Origin of the sequence: Staphylococcus epidermidis, assembly GCF_006742205.1 — a bacterium.
GTDB lineage: Bacteria > Bacillota > Bacilli > Staphylococcales > Staphylococcaceae > Staphylococcus > Staphylococcus epidermidis.
Genome location: NZ_AP019721.1, coordinates 2391585 through 2412815, shown reverse-complemented (window position 1 = coordinate 2412815; position 21231 = coordinate 2391585). Strand labels below are relative to the sequence as shown.

Here is a 21231-nt window from a genome sequence, read left to right as displayed (position 1 = left end):
ATGCAAAATCCTTAAATTTAATTAAATATAGTTACTAATACTAATTTAAAGACAAAATGATTGATAATATATTAAAAATTATAAGATTTAGTAATTTTTTTACATATAAAAGATTAATAATTTTACAAATGTGTTATCATTTCCTTGTGAATCTATTACACAAGGAGAATATATATGAATAAGAAACTATTGTGGAGCATTATTGGTATTGTAATTATTGTCGTATTAATCATTGCTGCTTTTATATTAAAACAAGTTAATGGTTCAGGTAGTAAAGATAGTAATGCTTACGATACATATACAGTAAGAAAAGAAACACCTATTAGTTTAGAAGGCAAAGCGTCTCCAGAATCTGTGAAAACTTATAACAATAATCAATCTGTGGGTAACTTCTTAAGTGTTTCAGTACAAGATGGTCAAACAGTTAAACAAGGTGAACGTATCATCAATTATGATACAAATGGGAATAAACGCCAACAACTAGTGAACAAAGTGAATCAAGCACAATCTCAAGTTAATGATGATTATCAAAAAGTAAATCAAAGTCCTAACAATCATCAATTACAAGTTAAATTGACTCAAGATCAAAGTGCTTTAAATGAAGCTCAGCAGTCATTGTCACAATATGACAGACAACTCAATGACAGCATGAATGCATCATTTGATGGTAAAATTAACATTAAAAATGATTCAGATGTAGGCGAAGGGCAACCTGTTTTGCAATTAATTTCTTCAAATCCTCAAATTAACGCAACTATCACAGAGTTTGATATTAATAAAATTAAAGAAGGCGATGAAGTAAATGTCACTGTAAATAGCACAGGTAAAAAAGGAAAAGGAAAAATTCTTAAAATAGATGAACTTCCTACAAGCTATGATACAAGTGACGATAGTACAGCATCATCGGCACAAGCAGGGGCACAAGGTGATAGTGAAGAAGGAACTGAAATGACGACATCTAATCCTACAATTAATCAGCCAACAGGTGGTAAAAGTGGCGAAACATCAAAATATAAAGTTATCATTGGTGATTTAGATATACCCGTGAGATCAGGCTTCTCTATGGATGCTAAAATCCCTCTTAAAACTAAAAAGCTACCAAATAACGTGTTAACAAAAGATAATAACGTATTTGTCGTTGATAAAAATAATAAAGTTCACAAACGTGAAATTAAAATTGAACGTAATAATGGTGAAATCATTGTGAAAAAAGGATTGAAATCTGGCGATAAAGTCCTTAAAAGTCCAAAAGGTAATTTAAATGATGGAGAAAAAGTAGAGGTGTCATCATGATTGAATTGAGAAAAATCAATCGACACTTTAAAAATGGAAATGAATCAAATCATATTTTGAAAGACATAGATATTCATATTGATGAAGGTGAATTTATTGCTATCATGGGTCCGTCTGGTTCAGGTAAAAGTACGTTAATTAATATCTTGGGATTTATTGATCGTGGATATGAAGGAGAATACTTTTTTAACAATGAGAATTATCAAAAAAGCTCAGATAATAAGCTCGCAGAAATTCGAAATCATACTGTAGGTTTCGTCTTTCAGAATTTTAAATTGATTCAAAATAACACTATTTTAGAAAATGTAAGTATTCCGCTAATTTATAATGGTTTGAGTAATAAAGCGAGAAAAAGCAAAGTTTTAGACGGACTTCATGACGTCGGTCTCAAAGGTAAAGAGAATCTCTTACCAAATAAATTGTCAGGAGGGCAGCAACAACGTGTAGCTATTGCCCGGGCAATTATTAATGACCCTAAGTTTATTATTGCCGATGAACCTACTGGCGCTCTTGATTCGAAGACATCTCAAGATATTATGGAGCTTTTCGTAAAACTGAACAAAGAACAGAATACAACTATTATTATGGTAACGCATGATCGTGAAGTGGCGGAAAAAGCTGATCGTATTATCCATATTTTGGATGGGCGTGTGCAAGAGGAAGAGGTGTTGACACGTGAATAACTTTTCAAATGTCATATCAGTTGCTATTCGTTCCATTTTAAAAAACAAACGACGTAATATCTTTACGATGATTGGAATAATTATTGGTATTGCATCAGTAATTACTATCATGTCGTTGGGGAACGGTTTTAAGAAGTCAACGACTGAGCAATTCAATGATGCTGGTGCTGGTAAAAATCAAGCTTCAATTTCTTACATGACAGAAAATATGGAAGCGCCTAAAAATAATCCATTTAAGCAAGAGGATATGAGTGTTGTTGAACAGGTTAATGGTGTTAAGAGTGCTAAAGTAAAAGAGGATAAGGATAGCACATATTCAGTCAAAATTACGAATACACATGGCAGTAGTGATGCTAGTTTAAAAAAGGTTGATAAACTGACAGACGTAGATGAAGGAAAAGGATTTACGAATGATGATAATGAAGTGCTAGAAAAAGTAGCCGTTATAGATAAAAAAATTGCTAAAAAAGTATTCAATAATCAGGCAATGGGTCAATCTATTTATATAAATGGAGAAGGGTTTAAAGTCGTAGGCGTCTCTGAAAGCTCAGAAGTTGATGAAAGTGGGATGCCTATTGAGTCATTAATTCAAATACCTTCAAAAACATTTAATAAATATATGGGCAATTTGACACAAGGTATGCCTCAATTATTAGTTACAGTTGAAAAAGGTTCAGATAAGAAAGACGTAGGTAAAAAGGTCGAAAAAGTGTTGAATAAAAAAGGAACTGGCGTATCTGAAGGTCAATATAGTTATGAAGATAATGAAGCGGTGATGAAAACGATAGGTTCAGTCTTAGACACGATTACTTACTTTGTCGCTGCTGTTGCGGGAATATCACTCTTTATTGCAGGTATTGGTGTGATGAATGTCATGTATATTTCAGTCACTGAACGAACAGAAGAGATTGCAATTCGTCGTGCATTTGGCGCTAAAGGTCGAGATATTGAAATACAATTCTTAGTAGAAAGTGTTGTGTTATGTCTCATAGGTGGTATCATCGGATTAATTCTAGGTATTATTATTGCTACATTGATTGATCTCGTGACACCTGAAATGGTTAAGAGTTCCGTCAGTCTAGGTTCCGTCATCCTAGCTGTAGGTGTATCAACATTGATAGGCATCATTTTCGGTTGGATACCTGCACGTTCAGCTTCTAAAAAAGAATTAATTGATATTATTAAATAATCTATAGCATAGAATGATTTATCGTAAGGTACTATATGGTCGAAATTCTTGTTAACACAGCTATTAGTGTTTATATTGTTGCATTATATACTCAATGGTTAAGTACACGCGATAATTTGAAAGCATAGTAGTTATTAGCCTTTATCACCTATACCCCCTCACTGTTACAAGTAGAGGGGGTTAATATATATGTGAATACTTATTTCTGACTATCTATCAATCAGTTGAAGAATGTAAAAAATTTTTAATTTTCATGAATTGAATAAAAATATAAAAAGCAGTATATGTATTAACTAAAATTATCACGATCTTTAATTAATTTATAATATGAATTTAAAATATGGATATGGAAATATAAAGTGATTCAACATTATATGCGTAATTAATTATTAGAAAATATTGATGTAGATTAAATTTTTACAGAAGAGTATTTATAACTATTTGCAGGAAAAATAAAAAGGTTAATGTAGTTAGCTTACTATCAGCGCACGAATAGTGGTTGATCAATAGAAAAAATTATAGATGCAAAGTAAACCATCCGTTTGTACGGGTGGTTTTGATTTTGTAAGGTAAAAACTCATTATTGCAGGATATACAAGAGTATTGTCTATCGAGCGAAATATAGAAAGGTAATTTGAAAATTTGAGATGATATATAACTTTAAACATTGAGTAGACTCAACTCAAAAAGTAAGATTAGTTATTAAAAATGTTTCGCATGCTACTTTTTTCATTTAATGATACTTGAATTGTTATTAATAAATAAGATTATTTTATCAATTTTAATTGTGATTAATGCGATAAAATAGATAAATATAATCGAAAATAATGTATTAGATTATTTTAAATGCTGTAATAGAATCAATAAAATGTTTTAAAAACTAAAAAGTTAACAAAAATTTAACCAAATTAGTTAAAAAAATTAATAACTTTTATGTTATTTTGAATTTAGCAGTTATTTTTTTATTCTTTATAAGGGAAAAATCTTATAGAGGTGATTTCTTTGACAAATAATAATAGAATAAAAAGATTTAGCATTAGAAAGTACGCAGTGGGAGTAGTATCAATTATTACAGGTGTAACAATTTTCATCGGAGGGCAACAAGCTCAAGCAGCTGAAACTTCAGTGCAACATGCGGATGCACACCCAGAAGACTCGCAAACAACACAACAATTAAAAAATGATAAGGTAGAAGAAACGTTAAAAGCTTCAAAACAAGTTAATGCTGATAGTCAACAAGTACAAACAATTGATCAATCTAAAACAAATCAAAACAACCAACATTCTGTAGCTGAAAGTGCACAACTGAAAAGTGATGAGACAGCTAATCAGCCAAAAAAAGAAGAAAGTAGCTCAGTAAAACAAGACGTCCAACCGTCTAAAAATGTAAATCAACAAGACGTAGCTACTCAATCAAATGAGAGAGAAAATAATGACATAAAAGGTGAAGGTCAAACTTCAAAGACGAGCAATCAACATATTCAGACTTCTAACAGTCATAATCAATCAACAGGAACAAAAGACAGCGACTCAGAAGAAATCGACCAACCATTAGTGAAATTACAAAAGCCGTCTAATGATTCTACATATCAAACACAATCAAAAACAAAACAAGATAGTTCTAAACAACTCCCTCAAGAAAAAACAACAAAACGTCAAATTCAAACAACTGAAAATGAACAGACAACTAAAGTTGATTCTAAAAAAGCTAATGACACTCAAAATGTTGAAAAACATACTCAAGAGCCTAAAAATGATACATCAACATCACAGAAAAATCATCATCAAGTAGCTACAAAAGAACAATCTAATAGAAGTACAACAAGGAAGACGCAAAAGCAATCATCAAATGCTAATCAAAATCATCAGTCTACACATCAAGCACAGTTCAAAAACCAATATCCAGTAGTATTTGTCCATGGTTTCCTAGGCTTTGCAGGTGATAATCAATTTAGTTTAGCTCCAAAATATTGGGGTGGTACAAAATACAATATTGACAGAAATTTAACTAATGAGGGTTACAATGTACATGAAGCAAATATTGGTGCTTTTAGTAGTAACTATGATCGCGCAGTAGAATTGTATTACTATGTCAAAGGAGGACGTGTTGATTACGGTGCAGCGCATGCAGCTAAATATGGTCATCATCGCTATGGTCGAACATACAAGGGCATCATGCGTGATTGGGAACCTGGCAAAAAAATTCATTTTATAGGTCACAGTATGGGTGGTCAAACCATTCGTCAAATGGAAGAATTCTTAAGAAATGGTAACCAAGAAGAAATAGAATATCAACGTCAACATGGGGGTACTATATCCGATTTATTTACAGGTGGTAAAGATAATATGGTTGCTTCAATTACTACACTTGGCACACCACATAATGGTACACCTGCTGCAGATAAAATTGGCACACGTAAACTTGTAAAAGAAACGATTAATCGTATTGGTAGATTAAGTGGTGGTAAAGATGTAGATATAGATTTAGGTTTTTCTCAATGGGGATTAAAACAACAACCAAATGAAAGTTACATTGATTACGCGGAACGTGTATCCAAAAGTAAGATTTGGAATACTGAAGATCAAGCTGTTAATGATCTGACAACGCAAGGTGCTGAAAAAATTAATCAACAAACAAGTCTAAATCCTAATATTGTCTACACTACTTATACAGGGTCAGCGACTCACACAGGACCTCTTGGTAATGAATTACCTAATTCTAGTGAAATTCTTTTATTGAACTTAACCAGTCGTATTATTGGTAAAGATGTAAACAAAGAAATTAGACCGAATGATGGTGTAGTTCCAGTTATATCATCACAACATCCTTCTAATCAAGCCTTTAAAAAAGTTGATGATCATACACCAGCTACTGATAAAGGTGTTTGGCAAGTGAGACCCGTTCAACATGATTGGGACCATTTAGATTTAGTAGGTATGGATGCATTTGATTTAACACATACAGGTAGAGAATTAGGTCAATTCTATCTAGGTATTATGGATAATATCATGAGAATCGAAGAAGCAGACGGTATTACAAATAAATAAATTTATAGTGTAAGGAAGCCCTCAATAGGGAGGTCACACTGACCTCTATGTTGAGGGCTTTTGTATTATGGTTATTTATTTTTCTCTTCACGTCTCTTTAGGATATATGCACCACCGAGTAAACCCACAGGTATACCAATAAGCGGTGTGACAATGTTACTTAAAATAAATATGATTACAGTTAAACTGAGTACGTTAAACCAATTAATTGTTAAGTTTTTTAAATCCTCATATGATTGTTTGATTAATTCTTTGAATTTCATAATAAAAACCGTCCTTTATTAAAATAATTTTGTGAATTGAGTTACTAAATAGAATGCTTAATCATACGACTCGAGTGTATAAATGAAATCATAGCAAAAATGAAATAAACAATTGTATATATAATCATTACTATGAATATAGGTGACATTGAGACATTTCCTAGAAGTTTCATAAATGCAAGTGCTGCAAATAATGCATGTAATAAAGCAATGAGAAGCGGTAATCCAAAATTAAATGCAATTTTTAATAGTAAACCTTTAGACATATCAGTGTAGGTAAATCCTATACGGCGTAATATCTTAAAGTTATCAAGTTCATCCTCAGTTTCATCCATTTGTTTAATGTAAATAATACAACCAGCAGCCATTAAAAATGCTATTCCTAAGAATGATGTTACAAAGATAAGTATGCCATTGCTTTGGTTTATAAATTTCTTATATTCATCGTGCGATACAATATTACGATTAACTTTTGAGGCAATTTTTTCTGCTTTTTTCACATCTTTGTGAGTGTTGAAATTAAAACCGTACATCTTATTAACAATATTGTCAGTTTTTAATGTGTTATATACCTCCGGACTCACCTCAACTATAGGAGCTCCAAATGATAATTGGGATGGATATATTTTAGAGTTATCTTTGTCTTTAACGATAATAGATTGTTTAGATTTTCCTTTAACTGTAATCTTATGATTTAAATGAATATCTATTAATCCTGTTGATGATTGTATATTCGTTATTTTAGCTTCATGACCTTTGAGATGTGAGTTCATCATTAGTGATGTTGTATTAGTAGACATATCAGAACCATTTTTACTCTTCATGACGTGGTCGCTTAATGTTTTTGGATTGATTACTTCATAAGTCCGCTGATGATATTTTAAATTTCCTTGATCTAGTTTATGTTTAAATTGCGCAGCTATTTTATTCTGGCTTATATTAAAATCATCTGGAGAAGTCATTTCTAAAGTTGTATTAGTATTAGATTGTGTAATTGCCGCGAAGCAAAGAATACTAACCGTGAAAGCTGAAATGATAGCAATAACTGTGAGAGACATCGCATTTTTCTTCATTCTGTGCATGATAGATGATGTAAAGACAACGTCTGTGATATTTACACGACCATGTTTGATATGTTTTAGTGTTTTAAAAATAAGTGATACAGAACTTCTAAAGAATAAGAAAGCACCAACAATAGTTAAAAAAAGTATGCTAAAAGGTGTAATCAAAGCAGTTGTTAAGGCTTTAAAAACACCAAACATTTCAGTAGACATATAATATCCAAATACTATCATTATAATTCCTAAAATGCCGCCGATTGCTTCAAACGTAGTTATCCGTTTTTGGGTAGCTTCCGGGGTATAATTGTCTTTCATCAAAGCTAAAATGCTGTGTTTTTTTAAGAAAATGTAATTTTGTATCATTATCAATAAAAAAGCGACAGCTAACATTACGATAGTAATAAGTATAGCTTGGGGTTCAAAGCCAATAGAGATATGTGTGTTTAACTTCATTAATTTAGAAGCGATAACAAGTAAAAGTTTTGAACCAAAAATACCAATTAAAGTGCCTAAAATTCCTGTTACAATAAAAAATACTAGTTGTTCTATATTGAGCATTCTTAGAATATTTCCACGTGTTAAACCTATCAGTTGGTATAAGGCAAACTCTTTTGTACGCCTTTTAATAAATAAATGATTTGCATACATTAAGAAAACAACAATAATGATAAAAAGAATTGTGGCACCAATTGTAGCACCATTTTTAATAATAGTTGAAGAATCTGAGTTATTAATACTATTTGAATATTTTAAAGTTGAGAAACTAAAATAAAGTATAATGCTAATCAATAATGAAAATAGAAACATTCCATAATGCTTAATATTTTTTCTTAAATTTTTAAGGATAAGTTGGTTAAATGTCATGACTGACACCACCTAATGCGGTTTGAAGTTTCATAATTTCTTGGTAAAATGTTTGTTTTGAATCGTTACCCTGGTAGATTTCTGAGTGTATATCACCGTCTTTCAACATAATGACTCTCTCAGCGTAACTAGCGGCTGAAGGATCATGTGTCACCATCATAATGGTTGAATTAAATTGTTTATTCATATCTTCTAGACGGTGTAACAAATCTTGAGCACTTTTAGAATCTAATGCGCCAGTAGGTTCATCTGCGAAAATAATCGTTGGTTTATGGACGAATGCCCGGGCTGCCGCCGTACGTTGTTGCTGACCGCCAGAAATTTCACTTGGATATTTATTTCCCAGGTTATAAATACCTAATGCCTCAGCCACTTCTTTATAATTTTGTTCCATTTCATATTTATGGAATTTTTGTACTGAGAGTGGTAGCATAATATTTTCTTTTACTGTTAATGTGGGTAAAACGCTATAATCTTGAAAAATAAAACCGAGATATTGTTTTCGAAAATTTGCCACTTCTTTGTGGCTCAGTTTATTAATTTCTTTACCTTCAACTTCCACAGTTCCTCCTGAAATAGTATCTATTGAACTTAACACATTGAGTAAAGTCGTTTTACCTGATCCAGAAGGACCCATGACAGCTACAAATTCCCCTTTTTCAACTGAAAAACTTATATTATTTAAAGCTCGATATTTTTGTTTGTGACCATATACTTTTGATAATTGATTTGCTGTTAAAATAGCCATCCTCTCACTCCTTTAGTTATCTATATTTAAATTGTAGGATGGTTGGGATATCCTTGCCTTTATCTAAACTTACATTTATAGACATGAAACTTACATGTTTGAAAGATACTTGTTTTATAATTTATCAAAATACATATAAGTGAATGCTTTTGGTTTAATTTTCCGGATTATCCATGGCGCTTAATTTAAACTGAATTTTTAAAAATAAGGTTTTAGTTAATCATTAATAATAATTTAAAAATTGTTTGTTATAATTTATTATGAATTTATGAATGGAGAAAAGGAGTATTAATATGAAAAAAGTTTTTATGATCATAAGTATACTTACCATAACTGTTACTTTAAGTGCATGTGGAGGTTCTGGAAAACAAAAAGAGCCATCTAAGGAAAGTCAAAAATCTGATAAATATGATTATGTTTATTATGAAATATTAAATGATGGAGATTCTGAAACGCCAAATGTTGAGATTAAATATAAAGATAAAAAAGGTAAATCACATATAGAAAAAGCTGATTTAGATCACGTGTATGAACATATACTAGGTGATGGTAATAAAAAACCATATATTGTAAAGGATGGGAAGAAAATTCATGTATATCGACCACCATATATGATTTATGGTGATGATGATGTTGAAGGCAAAGCCGTTTCGAAAGATGAAGTTACGAAGTAAAAGAAAGGTGACAAAATGAAACAGCTATTATTTAAAACAAGTTGCGTAATAATGGTACTTCTCACGTCTTCTTTAAGTATTGTCAGTACATATTCTCATGCAACAACGTCAGGAGGAACGAGTAGTTCCAGTTCGGCAAGTTCTAGTTCAAGTAGCAGTGCAGCTTCTGCATCTAGAGGTTCAACTTCTTCAAGTACAAGTATGAGTCGTTCTAGTGCAATAAATGCGTCTCGCAATGCACAACAATCTAGTCAGCGTGCTGCCCAACAAGCAACAAAATCAAGTCGTGTAACAGCAACCAAAAATAAAGGACAACAAAGTGTATCAAGACAAAAAGCACAATCTCGTTCTTTGATGCCGTCTCAAAGACCTTATGATTCAAGTGCACCATACTCATCTCAATATATTGCTACAACTTATTATAATAATTGATTATTCTATTATATTTTTGCACATTCGTTTTTAAATCAACATGAAAAGAAAAACAGTGTAGATGCTCAGTTTCATATGTTGAAACAACAAATGAAGCCTCATGAGAAACTTTATACTGTTACTGTAAAGACCAAACAAGGAAAGCGTGTCGTTGTCGTACCTAAAAAACAATATGACAAAATTGAAAAAGGAAAACACATTAAAGTTAAAAATGGTGTTGTTCAGTAATCTTTTATGAGCCCATGTAAGCTTAGTAATAAATGACATAAAAACATATCAAGGGAGCCATAATAATGAAGAAAGAAATAATAGAATGGATTGTAGCCATAATCGTTGCAATTGTTATCGTCACACTTGTGCAAAAGTTTTTATTTGCTTCTTATACAGTCAAAGGAGCGTCTATGCATCCAACATTTGAAAATAGAGAAAAAGTGATAGTAAGTCGTATAGCAAAAACACTTGATCATATTGATACAGGAGATGTAGTGATTTTTCATGCTAACGCGAAGCAAGATTATATTAAGCGACTTATTGGTAAACCAGGTGATTCAGTAGAATATAAAAAAGATCAACTATATTTAAACGGTAAAAAAGTAGATGAGCCTTATTTAAGTGAAAATAAAAAACATAAAGTTGGAGAATATCTAACGGAAAACTTTAAGTCTAAAGATCTTAAGGGTACGAATGGCAATATGAAAATTCCTAGTGGTAAATACTTGGTTTTAGGTGATAATCGTCAAAACAGTATTGACAGTCGCATGGATGAAGTAGGTCTTTTAGATAAAAATCAAGTTGTTGGAAAAGTAGTTTTGAGATACTGGCCATTTAATCGGTGGGGCGGTAGTTTTAATCCTGGAACATTTCCTAACTAATTAAATAAAACCCCTTAGTGCATATTTTCAATGACATACGTACTAAGGGGTTTTTTAATGCTTATTCTACTTCAATATGCTTACCGACAGCTTCCCATTTTATAGATACTGTTATGATAATTCCGAGTAAAGGGACAATAGACAAGATTAACATAGTATTCGTTAGACCTACTGTAGCAAGAATGATTGGAAAGACAAAAGTACCTATGATACTACCAGTACGACTTACAGATTCTACAAAGCCAGTAGCTTGTGAACGTAAATGAGTCGGAAATGATAAGGCACCAATTGTTTTTCCTTGAGTACCAGGACCTCCTGAATGGCCAAATAAAAATAATCCAATAAGGAAAGTGTTAAGAAGCATTGGTAGATGATGATAAAAGAGTCCTACACATACCATTGAAAGTAATACAAGTGTGAAGCCTATCATTGTAAGCTTGCGTGTACCTAATTTATAAGTCAATTGAGCACCTAAATATGCGCCTAGAATACCTGCTATATTGACTATAGCAGTACCTAATAATACACCTATTTTATCCTTACTAATAAGATAAGTTGCAATAATAGGTATGTATAAACCGACACCATAGTACTGCATACCTTGTAATGTTGAAATCGCAGTCGCCAGGATAATTCTTTTTATATATCTCGGTTTAAATAAGTCTGTCCAAGAATTATGTGGCGAAGTCACATCAGAATTTAAATCATCTTCAAGCGTTCCCTCTAGGTGGATGTCTTTATGATAATATTTTCTTATAAATTCAGTTGCTTTTTCTAAAGAATAATGATTAATCACCCATGTCGGACTTTCGTGTAAATATTTAATTCGCAAGATGTACAAGACAAAAGCAATAAGTGCACCAAATCCAACTGCATATCTCCACAAATGTGCACCAGCCCCTAGCATAAAGAACGCAGTGACCACTAAAGCAGAAGTAACTATTGCAACATACCAAACGACTTGCCAATAGTTAACATTTCTTCCTTTGTGCTTTAAATTACTTATTTCCGCAATAAAAGTGAAAGCAACTGGACTATCCATTCCAATAGCAAACCCCATTATACAACGACATATTATTAGAATAATTACATTTGGTGCGAGTGCCGCACCAAGAGAGGTTACAGTAAGTGTTAGTAAGGCAATTGATAAAATACGCTTGCGTCCAAACTGATGTGCTAATGTACCACCAAGTAATGCACCAAATAATGCACCAATAGGTAAAGAGGTCATTACTATAGATAGCGTTGCTGGTGATAAGTGAAACTGTTGAGTGAGTTGATCAGTCATTGTACCTAAAATAGTAATATCATATGCATCTAAAAATATAGTTCCTAATATTAAGAATAAAACCATCTTAGATGTCGATGTTTGAGCTTCATTGTCTATGAGTCTAAATAAGTCAGTTTTTGATTTAACGAAATCCATATTTTCATCCCTTATTTTCATTTTCTTTTCAATCGTAATCCAAGGTCATTAATTCAATATAAAATTAAGATTAAAAAATTATTAATGTTTTTAAAGATGAGAAGTGATTTGTGGATAACTAGATAGGTAAAAAATAGAAAAGTTGTTATAGCAACGTTTTAAGTTAGGGTGTGATTATCCACAGCAGCTGGATTATATGTGTATAATTTACAGAATTGTGTGACAATCATAGCTGTTTATTTGCTATCAACAGTTTTAAATGTTGGAGATATAGATTGTATGATAAATTACGTTTAATTTATTATTAAAGTTAAAGATTGTATATTTTTTATAATTTAAAATAATCTAATTAGAAAATTCTTTTGATTAAATATAATTTGTTGTATTATTTAATGAATGAAAAGCAATTAGATTTTTGTAATAGTTTAGAAAATATTTGGTGTTTGAGAAAGTTTTATTTTTAAAATGAATAAATATATAGAATATCCTCTCAATTGAAACAAATTTTATCACTCGAATTCCTCAAATTTCTTAGGATCTTCTTCAAGAGATTGACTAGATATCATTTTAAACGTATTAGATAATTTCAAAAATTTCTTAACTTAAAGATTTTCTACAGGAGAGTTGTGAAAGAAAAATCATTTAGCTCAATCGCTTTATCTTTGGGTTTGAAAAATTAGATAGAGTTTTTGTATAAAATTGACTATCACTATTTTGAGGTTTCTAGCACTTACAGCTAATAGTCTTCTCTATGATTCATATTTCCAAACAATCCTATAATTTAAGCTTTATTTATGAATACATTTGGTAAATATTAAAAATTTATAGTTAAGACTGTATTGAAATTTGATAAAGATTAATTTAAATATGTGGTGGTTCAATTTATTTTGCAAGATGTTTGTAAAAACCTTGTTTTAACTCTCTTACCAACGAAAATTCTATAGAAAATGTAAAGTTTTTAAGATATCTATAAAAATAAATTACATAATTTTATTATTAAATAATCATTCTTTTAAAGTTTTTATAGAAAGAAATAATTATTTAATTTTTCATCTGTTTTGTACTGCTAATTTAGAATTAGTAGCAAAGATTATTAGTTTCTAACCTCCATTATAGAGCATTTTTACTCCTAAAAGTTAAATGCTTTTATACTTTTATAATAAAGCATCTTTAAATTTTATTTATAGAAATAAAAGCCGAAAAATGAAAGGAATTAAAAGTAATTATAAAAATAATTGGGGTAATTTATATTATTATATTAATTTATTTTTTTAAAAAAGTATTGTTTTGCTTTATTGGATAAATTATGCTTATAAAGTATTTACATAAAAATGTAAATGCAATTTACAAGTAAATATTCAAATTATTTCCTTGTAAAATATTTATTTTAACTGGAGGTATAGTATGAAAAAGAGAAGACAAGGACCAATTAACAAGAGAGTGGATTTTCTATCCAACAAGGTAAACAAGTACTCGATTAGGAAGTTCACAGTAGGTACAGCTTCAATACTCGTGGGTGCTACGTTAATGTTTGGTGCCGCAGACAATGAGGCTAAAGCGGCTGAAGACAATCAATTAGAATCAGCTTCAAAAGAAGAACAGAAAGGTAGTCGTGATAATGAAAACTCAAAACTTAATCAAGTCGATTTAGACAACGGATCACATAGTTCTGAGAAAACAACAAATGTAAACAATGCAACTGAAGTAAAAAAAGTTGAAGCACCAACTGTTAATGAGGAATCAATAGCTGAAACACCCAAAACCTCAACTACACAACAAGATTCGACTGAGAAGAATAATCCATCTTTAAAAGATAATTTAAATTCATCCTCAACGACATCTAAAGAAAGTAAAACAGACGAACATTCTACTAAGCAAGCTCAAATGTCTACTAATAAATCAAATTTAGACACAAATGACTCTCCAACTCAAAGTGAGAAAACTTCATCACAAGCAAATAACGACAGTACAGATAATCAGTCAGCACCTTCTAAACAATTAGATTCAAAACCATCAGAACAAAAAGTATATAAAACAAAATTTAATGATGAACCTACTCAAGATGTTGAACACACGACAACTAAATTAAAAACACCTTCTGTTTCAACAGATAGTTCAGTCAATGATAAGCAAGATTACACACGAAGTGCTGTAGCTAGTTTAGGTGTTGATTCTAATGAAACAGAAGCAATTACAAATGCAGTTAGAGATAATTTAGATTTAAAAGCTGCATCTAGAGAACAAATCAATGAAGCAATCATTGCTGAAGCACTAAAAAAAGACTTTTCTAACCCTGATTATGGTGTCGATACGCCATTAGCTCTAAACACATCTCAATCAAAAAATTCACCACATAAGAGTGCAAGTCCACGCATGAATTTAATGAGTTTAGCTGCTGAGCCTAATAGTGGTAAAAATGTGAATGATAAAGTTAAAATCACAAACCCTACGCTTTCACTTAATAAGAGTAATAATCACGCTAATAACGTAATATGGCCAACAAGTAACGAACAATTTAATTTAAAAGCAAATTATGAATTAGATGACAGCATAAAAGAGGGAGATACTTTTACTATTAAGTATGGTCAGTATATTAGACCGGGTGGTTTAGAACTTCCTGCAATAAAAACTCAACTACGTAGTAAGGATGGCTCTATTGTAGCTAATGGTGTATATGATAAAACTACAAATACGACGACTTATACATTTACTAACTATGTTGATCAATATCAAAATATTACAGGTAGTTTTGATTTAATTGCGACGCCTAAGAGGGAAACAGCAATTAAGGATAATCAGAATTATCCTATGGAAGTGACGATTGCTAACGAAGTAGTCAAAAAAGACTTCATTGTGGATTATGGTAATAAAAAGGACAATACAACTACAGCAGCGGTAGCAAATGTGGATAATGTAAATAATAAACATAACGAAGTTGTTTATCTAAACCAAAATAACCAAAACCCTAAATATGCTAAATATTTCTCAACAGTAAAAAATGGTAAATTTATACCAGGTGAAGTGAAAGTTTACGAAGTGACGGATACCAATGCGATGGTAGATAGCTTCAATCCTGATTTAAATAGTTCTAATGTAAAAGATGTGACAAGTCAATTTGCACCTAAAGTAAGTGCAGATGGTACTAGAGTTGATATCAATTTTGCTAGAAGTATGGCAAATGGTAAAAAGTATATTGTAACTCAAGCAGTGAGACCAACGGGAACTGGAAATGTTTATACCGAATATTGGTTAACAAGAGATGGTACTACCAATACAAATGATTTTTACCGTGGAACGAAGTCTACAACGGTGTCTTATCTCAATGGTTCTTCAACAGCACAAGGGGATAATCCTACATATAGTCTGGGTGACTATGTATGGTTAGATAAAAATAAAAACGGTGTTCAAGATGATGATGAGAAAGGTTTAGCAGGTGTTTATGTTACTCTTAAAGACAGTAACAATAGAGAATTGCAACGTGTAACTACTGATCAATCTGGACATTATCAGTTTGATAATTTACAAAATGGAACGTACACAGTCGAGTTTGCGATTCCTGATAATTACACGCCATCTCCCGCAAATAATTCTACAAATGATGCAATAGATTCAGATGGTGAACGTGATGGTACACGTAAAGTAGTTGTTGCCAAAGGAACAATTAATAATGCTGATAATATGACTGTAGATACTGGCTTTTATTTAACTCCTAAATACAATGTCGGAGATTATGTATGGGAAGATACAAATAAAGATGGTATCCAAGATGACAATGAAAAAGGAATTTCTGGTGTTAAAGTAACGTTAAAAAATAAAAATGGAGATACTATTGGCACAACGACAACAGATTCAAATGGTAAATATGAATTCACAGGTTTAGAGAACGGGGATTACACAATAGAATTTGAGACGCCGGAAGGCTACACACCGACTAAACAAAATTCGGGAAGTGACGAAGGTAAAGATTCAAACGGTACGAAAACAACAGTCACAGTCAAAGATGCAGATAATAAAACAATAGACTCAGGTTTCTACAAGCCAACATATAACTTAGGTGACTATGTATGGGAAGATACAAATAAAGATGGTATCCAAGATGACAATGAAAAAGGAATTTCTGGTGTTAAAGTAACGTTAAAAAATAAAAATGGAGATACTATTGGCACAACGACAACAGATTCAAATGGTAAATATGAATTCACAGGTTTAGAGAACGGGGATTACACAATAGAATTTGAGACGCCGGAAGGCTACACACCGACTAAACAAAATTCGGGAAGTGACGAAGGTAAAGATTCAAACGGTACGAAAACAACAGTCACAGTCAAAGATGCAGATAATAAAACAATAGACTCAGGTTTCTACAAGCCAACATATAACTTAGGTGACTATGTATGGGAAGATACAAATAAAGATGGTATTCAAGACGACAGTGAAAAAGGGATTTCTGGTGTCAAAGTGACGTTAAAAGATAAAAATGGAAATGCCATTGGCACAACGACAACAGACGCAAGTGGTCATTATCAATTTAAAGGATTAGAAAATGGAAGCTACACAGTCGAGTTTGAGACACCATCAGGTTATACACCGACAAAAGCGAATTCAGGTCAGGATATAACTGTAGACTCCAACGGTATAACAACAACAGGCGTCATTAACGGAGCTGATAATCTCACAATTGATAGTGGTTTCTACAAAACACCAAAATATAGTGTCGGAGATTATGTATGGGAAGATACAAATAAAGATGGTATCCAAGATGACAATGAAAAGGGAATTTCAAATGTCAAAGTGACGTTAAAAAATAAAAATGGAGATACCATTGGCACAACGACAACAGATTCAAATGGTAAATATGAATTCACAGGTTTAGAGAACGGGGATTACACAATAGAATTTGAGACGCCGGAAGGCTACACATCGACTAAACAAAATTCGGGAAGTGACGAAGGTAAAGATTCAAATGGTACGAAAACAACAGTCACAGTCAAAGATGCAGATAATAAAACAATAGACTCAGGTTTCTACAAGCCAACATATAACTTAGGTGACTATGTATGGGAAGATACAAATAAAGACGGTATTCAAGACGACAGTGAAAAAGGGATTTCTGGTGTCAAAGTGACGTTAAAAGATAAAAATGGAAATGCCATTGGCACAACGACAACAGACGCAAGTGGTCATTATCAATTTAAAGGATTAGAAAATGGAAGCTACACAGTCGAGTTTGAGACACCATCAGGTTATACACCGACAAAAGCGAATTCAGGTCAGGATATAACTGTAGACTCCAACGGTATAACAACAACAGGCGTCATTAACGGAGCTGATAATCTCACAATTGATAGTGGTTTCTACAAAACACCAAAATATAGTGTTGGAGATTATGTATGGAAAGATACAAATAAAGATGGTATCCAAGATGACAATGAAAAAGGAATTTCTGGTGTTAAAGTAACGTTAAAGGATGAAAAAGGAAATATAATTAGCACTACAACAACTGATGAAAATGGGAAGTATCAATTTGATAATTTAGATAGTGGTAATTACATTATTCATTTTGAGAAACCGGAAGGCATGACTCAAACTACAGCAAATTCTGGAAATGATGATGAAAAAGATGCTGATGGGGAAGATGTTCGTGTAACGATTACTGATCATGATGACTTTAGTATAGATAATGGTTATTTTGACGATGATTCAGATAGTGATTCGGACGCAGACAGTGACTCGGATTCAGACAGTGACTCGGATTCCGATAGTGACTCAGACTCAGACAGCGATTCGGACGCAGACAGTGACTCGGATTCCGATAGTGACTCAGACTCAGACAGCGATTCGGACGCAGACAGTGACTCGGATTCAGACAGTGACTCGGATTCCGATAGTGACTCAGACTCCGACAGTGATTCAGATTCAGACAGCGATTCGGACTCAGATAGTGACTCGGACGCAGACAGTGACTCGGATTCAGACAGTGACTCAGATTCCGATAGCGACTCGGATTCAGATAGTGATTCTGACTCAGACAGTGACTCAGATTCCGATAGCGACTCGGATTCAGATAGTGATTCCGACGCAGACAGCGATTCTGACTCAGATAGTGACTCAGACGCAGATAGTGATTCCGATTCCGATAGCGATTCGGATGCAGACAGCGACTCGGATTCAGATAGTGATTCCGACGCAGATAGTGACTCGGACTCAGATAGTGACTCCGATTCAGACAGTGATTCGGATTCCGATAGCGATTCGGATTCCGATAGTGACTCGGATTCAGACAGTGATTCGGACTCAGACAGCGACTCCGATTCAGATTCAGACAGTGACTCGGACTCAGATAGCGACTCGGATTCAGACAGTGACTCGGACGCAGACAGTGACTCCGATTCAGATAGTGATTCCGACGCAGACAGTGACTCGGATTCCGATAGTGACTCAGATTCAGACAGTGACTCCGACTCCGACAGTGATTCGGACTCAGATAGCGACTCAGACGCAGATAGTGATTCGGACTCAGACAGTGACTCGGATTCAGACAGCGACTCAGACTCTGACAGCGATTCGGATTCCGATAGCGATTCCGACTCAGACAGTGACTCAGACGCAGATAGTGATTCCGATTCAGACAGTGACTCGGATTCCGATAGTGACTCCGACTCCGACAGCGATTCGGACTCCGATAGTGACTCGGATTCAGACAGTGACTCGGACGCAGACAGCGACTCTGATTCCGATAGTGATTCAGACGCAGACAGTGACTCGGACTCTGATAAAAATGCAAAAGATAAATTACCTGATACAGGCGCTAATGAAGATCATGATTCTAAAGGCACATTACTTGGAACTTTATTTGCAGGTTTAGGAGCATTATTATTAGGAAGACGTCGTAAAAAAGATAATAAAGAAAAATAGCACTATTGATTCATTTATAAGTTGTTTCAAGCCAGGTCTATATGACCTGGTTTGAAATCATATTAAATTGAAAGGAGAAAAAAGATGAGTATGGAAAATCATATAGAAAGATTGATTAATTATGTTGAAAAAACAATAGAAATAAAAGAATATACTTTTTTAAGCCTTGGAAAATCTAATATAAAAGCCAAAGTTAAATTATTAAAAAAGCCTAATTACCTTAGAAGGGATATTACTAAAGAAATTCAAAAGTTTAGACAGAAAACAGGAGCGTTTCCTTCATGGGTAAAAATAGACATTGTTACTGAAGAAGAAGTTACTTTATTTAAAGATGTTAAAGATGAATTAACGCAAACTAGAAGAAATTATATTGATTTTGGTATAGCTTTAGATCAATACTGGAATTTATCATTTTTACCTGAAGAAATAAACACTAATGCATTTATTAAACCAGTGAAAACAGATGGGAAAACGAAGCTTATTCTATCTGAACAAAATATAAATAACTATTTAAGAAAGTATACGAACCATAAGAAAAAGTTTGCTTATGATTTTTATGAAAACAAAGAAGTCATTAAGTTCAAAACTAAAGGTTTTATCTTAGACGAACAAAAGATATATGAATTACACGATGAAGGTTATAAAAAAGGATTAAGAAAGGTCGATTATTTACATAAAGAAATAGACCAATTAATTGAAAGTGGTACATATTTCCTAGGAAATATGCTATCAGATACTGGAAGATATCAATATGGTTATTTTCCACATTTTGATAAAGAAATCAATTTCTATAATATATTAAGACATGCTTCTTCAACTTATGCATTAATAGAGGGTTTAGATTATTTAGGAGAAGATTTAACTATAGTCGAAAAGGCAATTAACTACGTTATTGAGAATTATTTCTATGATAATGAAGGTGTTGGATATATCTTTGATGATACAAAAGATATTAACGAAATAAAATTAGGACAAAATGCTGCCTTTATATTTGCGGTTTGTGAATATTTAAAGCATAACCCCAATAAGCAATACTTATGCGTGGCACAAAAAGTTGCTCGAGGAATTTTATCAATGATTAATCAAGATACATACGAAACAACTCATATTTTAAATTATCCGGATTTAACTGTGAAAGAATCATTTAGAATTATTTATTATGATGGTGAAGCAGCTTTAGCATTATTACGCTTATATCACCAAGATCATAATGATAAATGGTTGGAAGTTGTGAAGAAGTTAATGGATCGATTTATTGAAAAAGAGTATTGGCAATACCATGATCATTGGCTTGGGTATTGCACGAACGAGTTAGTTCAATTGTGTCCGCAAGATAAATATTTTGAATTTGGGATTAAGAATGTGAACACCTATTTGGAATATATTGAACAACGTGAAACAACATTCCCAACATTTTTAGAAATGTTAATGGCAACCTATAAGCTTATTCAAAAAGCAAAAGCTACACATCGTCAAGAGCTTGTGACTCAGTTGATTGATGAAGAAAAATTAATCAATGTGATTCATACAAGAGCAGAATATCAACGAGTAGGATTTTTCTATCCTGAAATTGCAATGTACTTCAAAAATCCAAAGCGAATTCTTGGTAGTTTCTTCATAAAACACCATGGGTATCGAGTTCGGATTGATGATATCGAACATTATATATCAGGCTATGTTCAATATCAAAAGGCACAGATTAAAGATGAAATATTATAGAATAAATTAAAGGTGAAGATGATGTATGATGTTTCACACTTCTC

Annotated in this window: 12 protein-coding genes and 1 pseudogene; 9 read left to right on the top strand and 4 right to left on the bottom strand. The window is 32.5% G+C overall.

The features are described 5' to 3' along the window. Positions 1–174: 174 nt before the first annotated feature. From FNL83_RS11890 to lip, 4 genes are all read left to right on the top strand, one after another. A complete protein-coding gene (locus FNL83_RS11890) occupies positions 175–1293 on the top strand; it encodes an efflux RND transporter periplasmic adaptor subunit (protein WP_002437277.1) in 1119 nt (372 codons plus the stop codon). Further along, on the top strand, positions 1290–1976 hold the full coding sequence (locus tag FNL83_RS11885) for an ABC transporter ATP-binding protein (RefSeq protein ID WP_001831756.1): 687 nt from the start codon (positions 1290–1292) through the stop codon (positions 1974–1976). The genes FNL83_RS11890 and FNL83_RS11885 overlap by 4 nt, the downstream gene beginning before the upstream one ends. Then, positions 1969–3165, top strand: coding sequence for an ABC transporter permease (locus tag FNL83_RS11880; RefSeq protein ID WP_001831769.1), 1197 nt, complete (start codon positions 1969–1971; stop codon positions 3163–3165). The genes FNL83_RS11885 and FNL83_RS11880 overlap by 8 nt, the downstream gene beginning before the upstream one ends. 1002 nt (positions 3166–4167) lie before the next feature. Continuing rightward, complete coding sequence (gene lip, locus FNL83_RS11870; protein ID WP_002437272.1) at positions 4168–6213, top strand: YSIRK-targeted triacylglycerol lipase; 2046 nt, start codon at positions 4168–4170, stop codon at positions 6211–6213. 71 nt (positions 6214–6284) lie between these two features. Here lip and FNL83_RS11865 read toward each other — a convergent pair whose 3' ends face one another. From FNL83_RS11865 to FNL83_RS11855, 3 genes are read right to left on the bottom strand one after another with little or no spacing between them, the layout of a single operon-like run. Next, positions 6285–6476 carry a VraH family peptide resistance protein gene (locus FNL83_RS11865; protein WP_001831751.1) on the bottom strand — a complete coding sequence of 64 codons (192 nt, stop codon included), beginning with the start codon at positions 6474–6476 and terminating at the stop codon, positions 6285–6287. Positions 6477–6520: 44 nt separating this feature from the next. After that, positions 6521–8401, bottom strand: coding sequence for an FtsX-like permease family protein (locus tag FNL83_RS11860; RefSeq protein ID WP_002437268.1), 1881 nt, complete (start codon positions 8399–8401; stop codon positions 6521–6523). Next, positions 8391–9149 carry an ABC transporter ATP-binding protein gene (locus FNL83_RS11855; protein ID WP_002437267.1) on the bottom strand — a complete coding sequence of 253 codons (759 nt, stop codon included), beginning with the start codon at positions 9147–9149 and terminating at the stop codon, positions 8391–8393. Before FNL83_RS11855 ends, FNL83_RS11860 begins: the two co-directional genes overlap by 11 nt. Positions 9150–9442: 293 nt before the next feature. Here FNL83_RS11855 and FNL83_RS11850 point away from each other — a divergent pair, with 293 nt between their 5' ends. The 3 genes and pseudogenes from FNL83_RS11850 (at position 9443) to lepB (ending at position 11127) form a co-directional block, all read left to right on the top strand. Next, positions 9443–9823, top strand: coding sequence for an LptM family lipoprotein (locus FNL83_RS11850; RefSeq protein WP_001831755.1), 381 nt, complete (start codon positions 9443–9445; stop codon positions 9821–9823). A 15-nt stretch (positions 9824–9838) separates the two neighbouring features. Next, a pseudogene (locus tag FNL83_RS11845) lies at positions 9839–10483 on the top strand (proteophosphoglycan 5). A 65-nt stretch (positions 10484–10548) separates the two neighbouring features. Then, positions 10549–11127 carry a signal peptidase I gene (gene lepB, locus FNL83_RS11840; protein WP_002437258.1) on the top strand — a complete coding sequence of 193 codons (579 nt, stop codon included), beginning with the start codon at positions 10549–10551 and terminating at the stop codon, positions 11125–11127. Positions 11128–11188: 61 nt separating this feature from the next. Here the strand turns inward: lepB and FNL83_RS11835 are convergent, their stop codons facing one another. Further along, the gene (locus FNL83_RS11835; protein ID WP_002489776.1) at positions 11189–12553 is read right to left on the bottom strand and encodes an MFS transporter; all 1365 of its coding nucleotides are present in this window, start codon (positions 12551–12553) and stop codon (positions 11189–11191) included. Positions 12554–13957: 1404 nt separating this feature from the next. Between FNL83_RS11835 and FNL83_RS11830 the strand changes: the two genes are divergently transcribed. Then, a complete protein-coding gene (locus FNL83_RS11830; RefSeq protein ID WP_083553763.1) occupies positions 13958–19468 on the top strand; it encodes an SdrD B-like domain-containing protein in 5511 nt (1836 codons plus the stop codon). Positions 19469–19552: 84 nt separating this feature from the next. Next, on the top strand, positions 19553–21187 hold the full coding sequence (locus tag FNL83_RS11820; protein ID WP_002437250.1) for a hypothetical protein: 1635 nt from the start codon (positions 19553–19555) through the stop codon (positions 21185–21187). Positions 21188–21231 lie beyond the last annotated feature (44 nt).

Bases quoted from the DNA above. Each gene is read 5' to 3' on its own strand.
- FNL83_RS11885 (WP_001831756.1), top strand. From the start codon at position 1,290: ATGATTGAATTGAGAAAAATCAATCGACACTTTAAAAATGGAAATGAA.
- FNL83_RS11865 (WP_001831751.1), bottom strand. From the start codon at position 6,476: ATGAAATTCAAAGAATTAATCAAACAATCATATGAGGATTTAAAAAAC.
- FNL83_RS11820 (WP_002437250.1), top strand. From the start codon at position 19,553: ATGAGTATGGAAAATCATATAGAAAGATTGATTAATTATGTTGAAAAA.
- FNL83_RS11855 (WP_002437267.1), bottom strand. From the start codon at position 9,149: ATGGCTATTTTAACAGCAAATCAATTATCAAAAGTATATGGTCACAAA.
- lepB (WP_002437258.1), top strand. From the start codon at position 10,549: ATGAAGAAAGAAATAATAGAATGGATTGTAGCCATAATCGTTGCAATT.
- FNL83_RS11850 (WP_001831755.1), top strand. From the start codon at position 9,443: ATGAAAAAAGTTTTTATGATCATAAGTATACTTACCATAACTGTTACT.
- FNL83_RS11890 (WP_002437277.1), top strand. From the start codon at position 175: ATGAATAAGAAACTATTGTGGAGCATTATTGGTATTGTAATTATTGTC.
- FNL83_RS11860 (WP_002437268.1), bottom strand. From the start codon at position 8,401: ATGACATTTAACCAACTTATCCTTAAAAATTTAAGAAAAAATATTAAG.
- FNL83_RS11835 (WP_002489776.1), bottom strand. From the start codon at position 12,553: ATGGATTTCGTTAAATCAAAAACTGACTTATTTAGACTCATAGACAAT.
- FNL83_RS11830 (WP_083553763.1), top strand. From the start codon at position 13,958: ATGAAAAAGAGAAGACAAGGACCAATTAACAAGAGAGTGGATTTTCTA.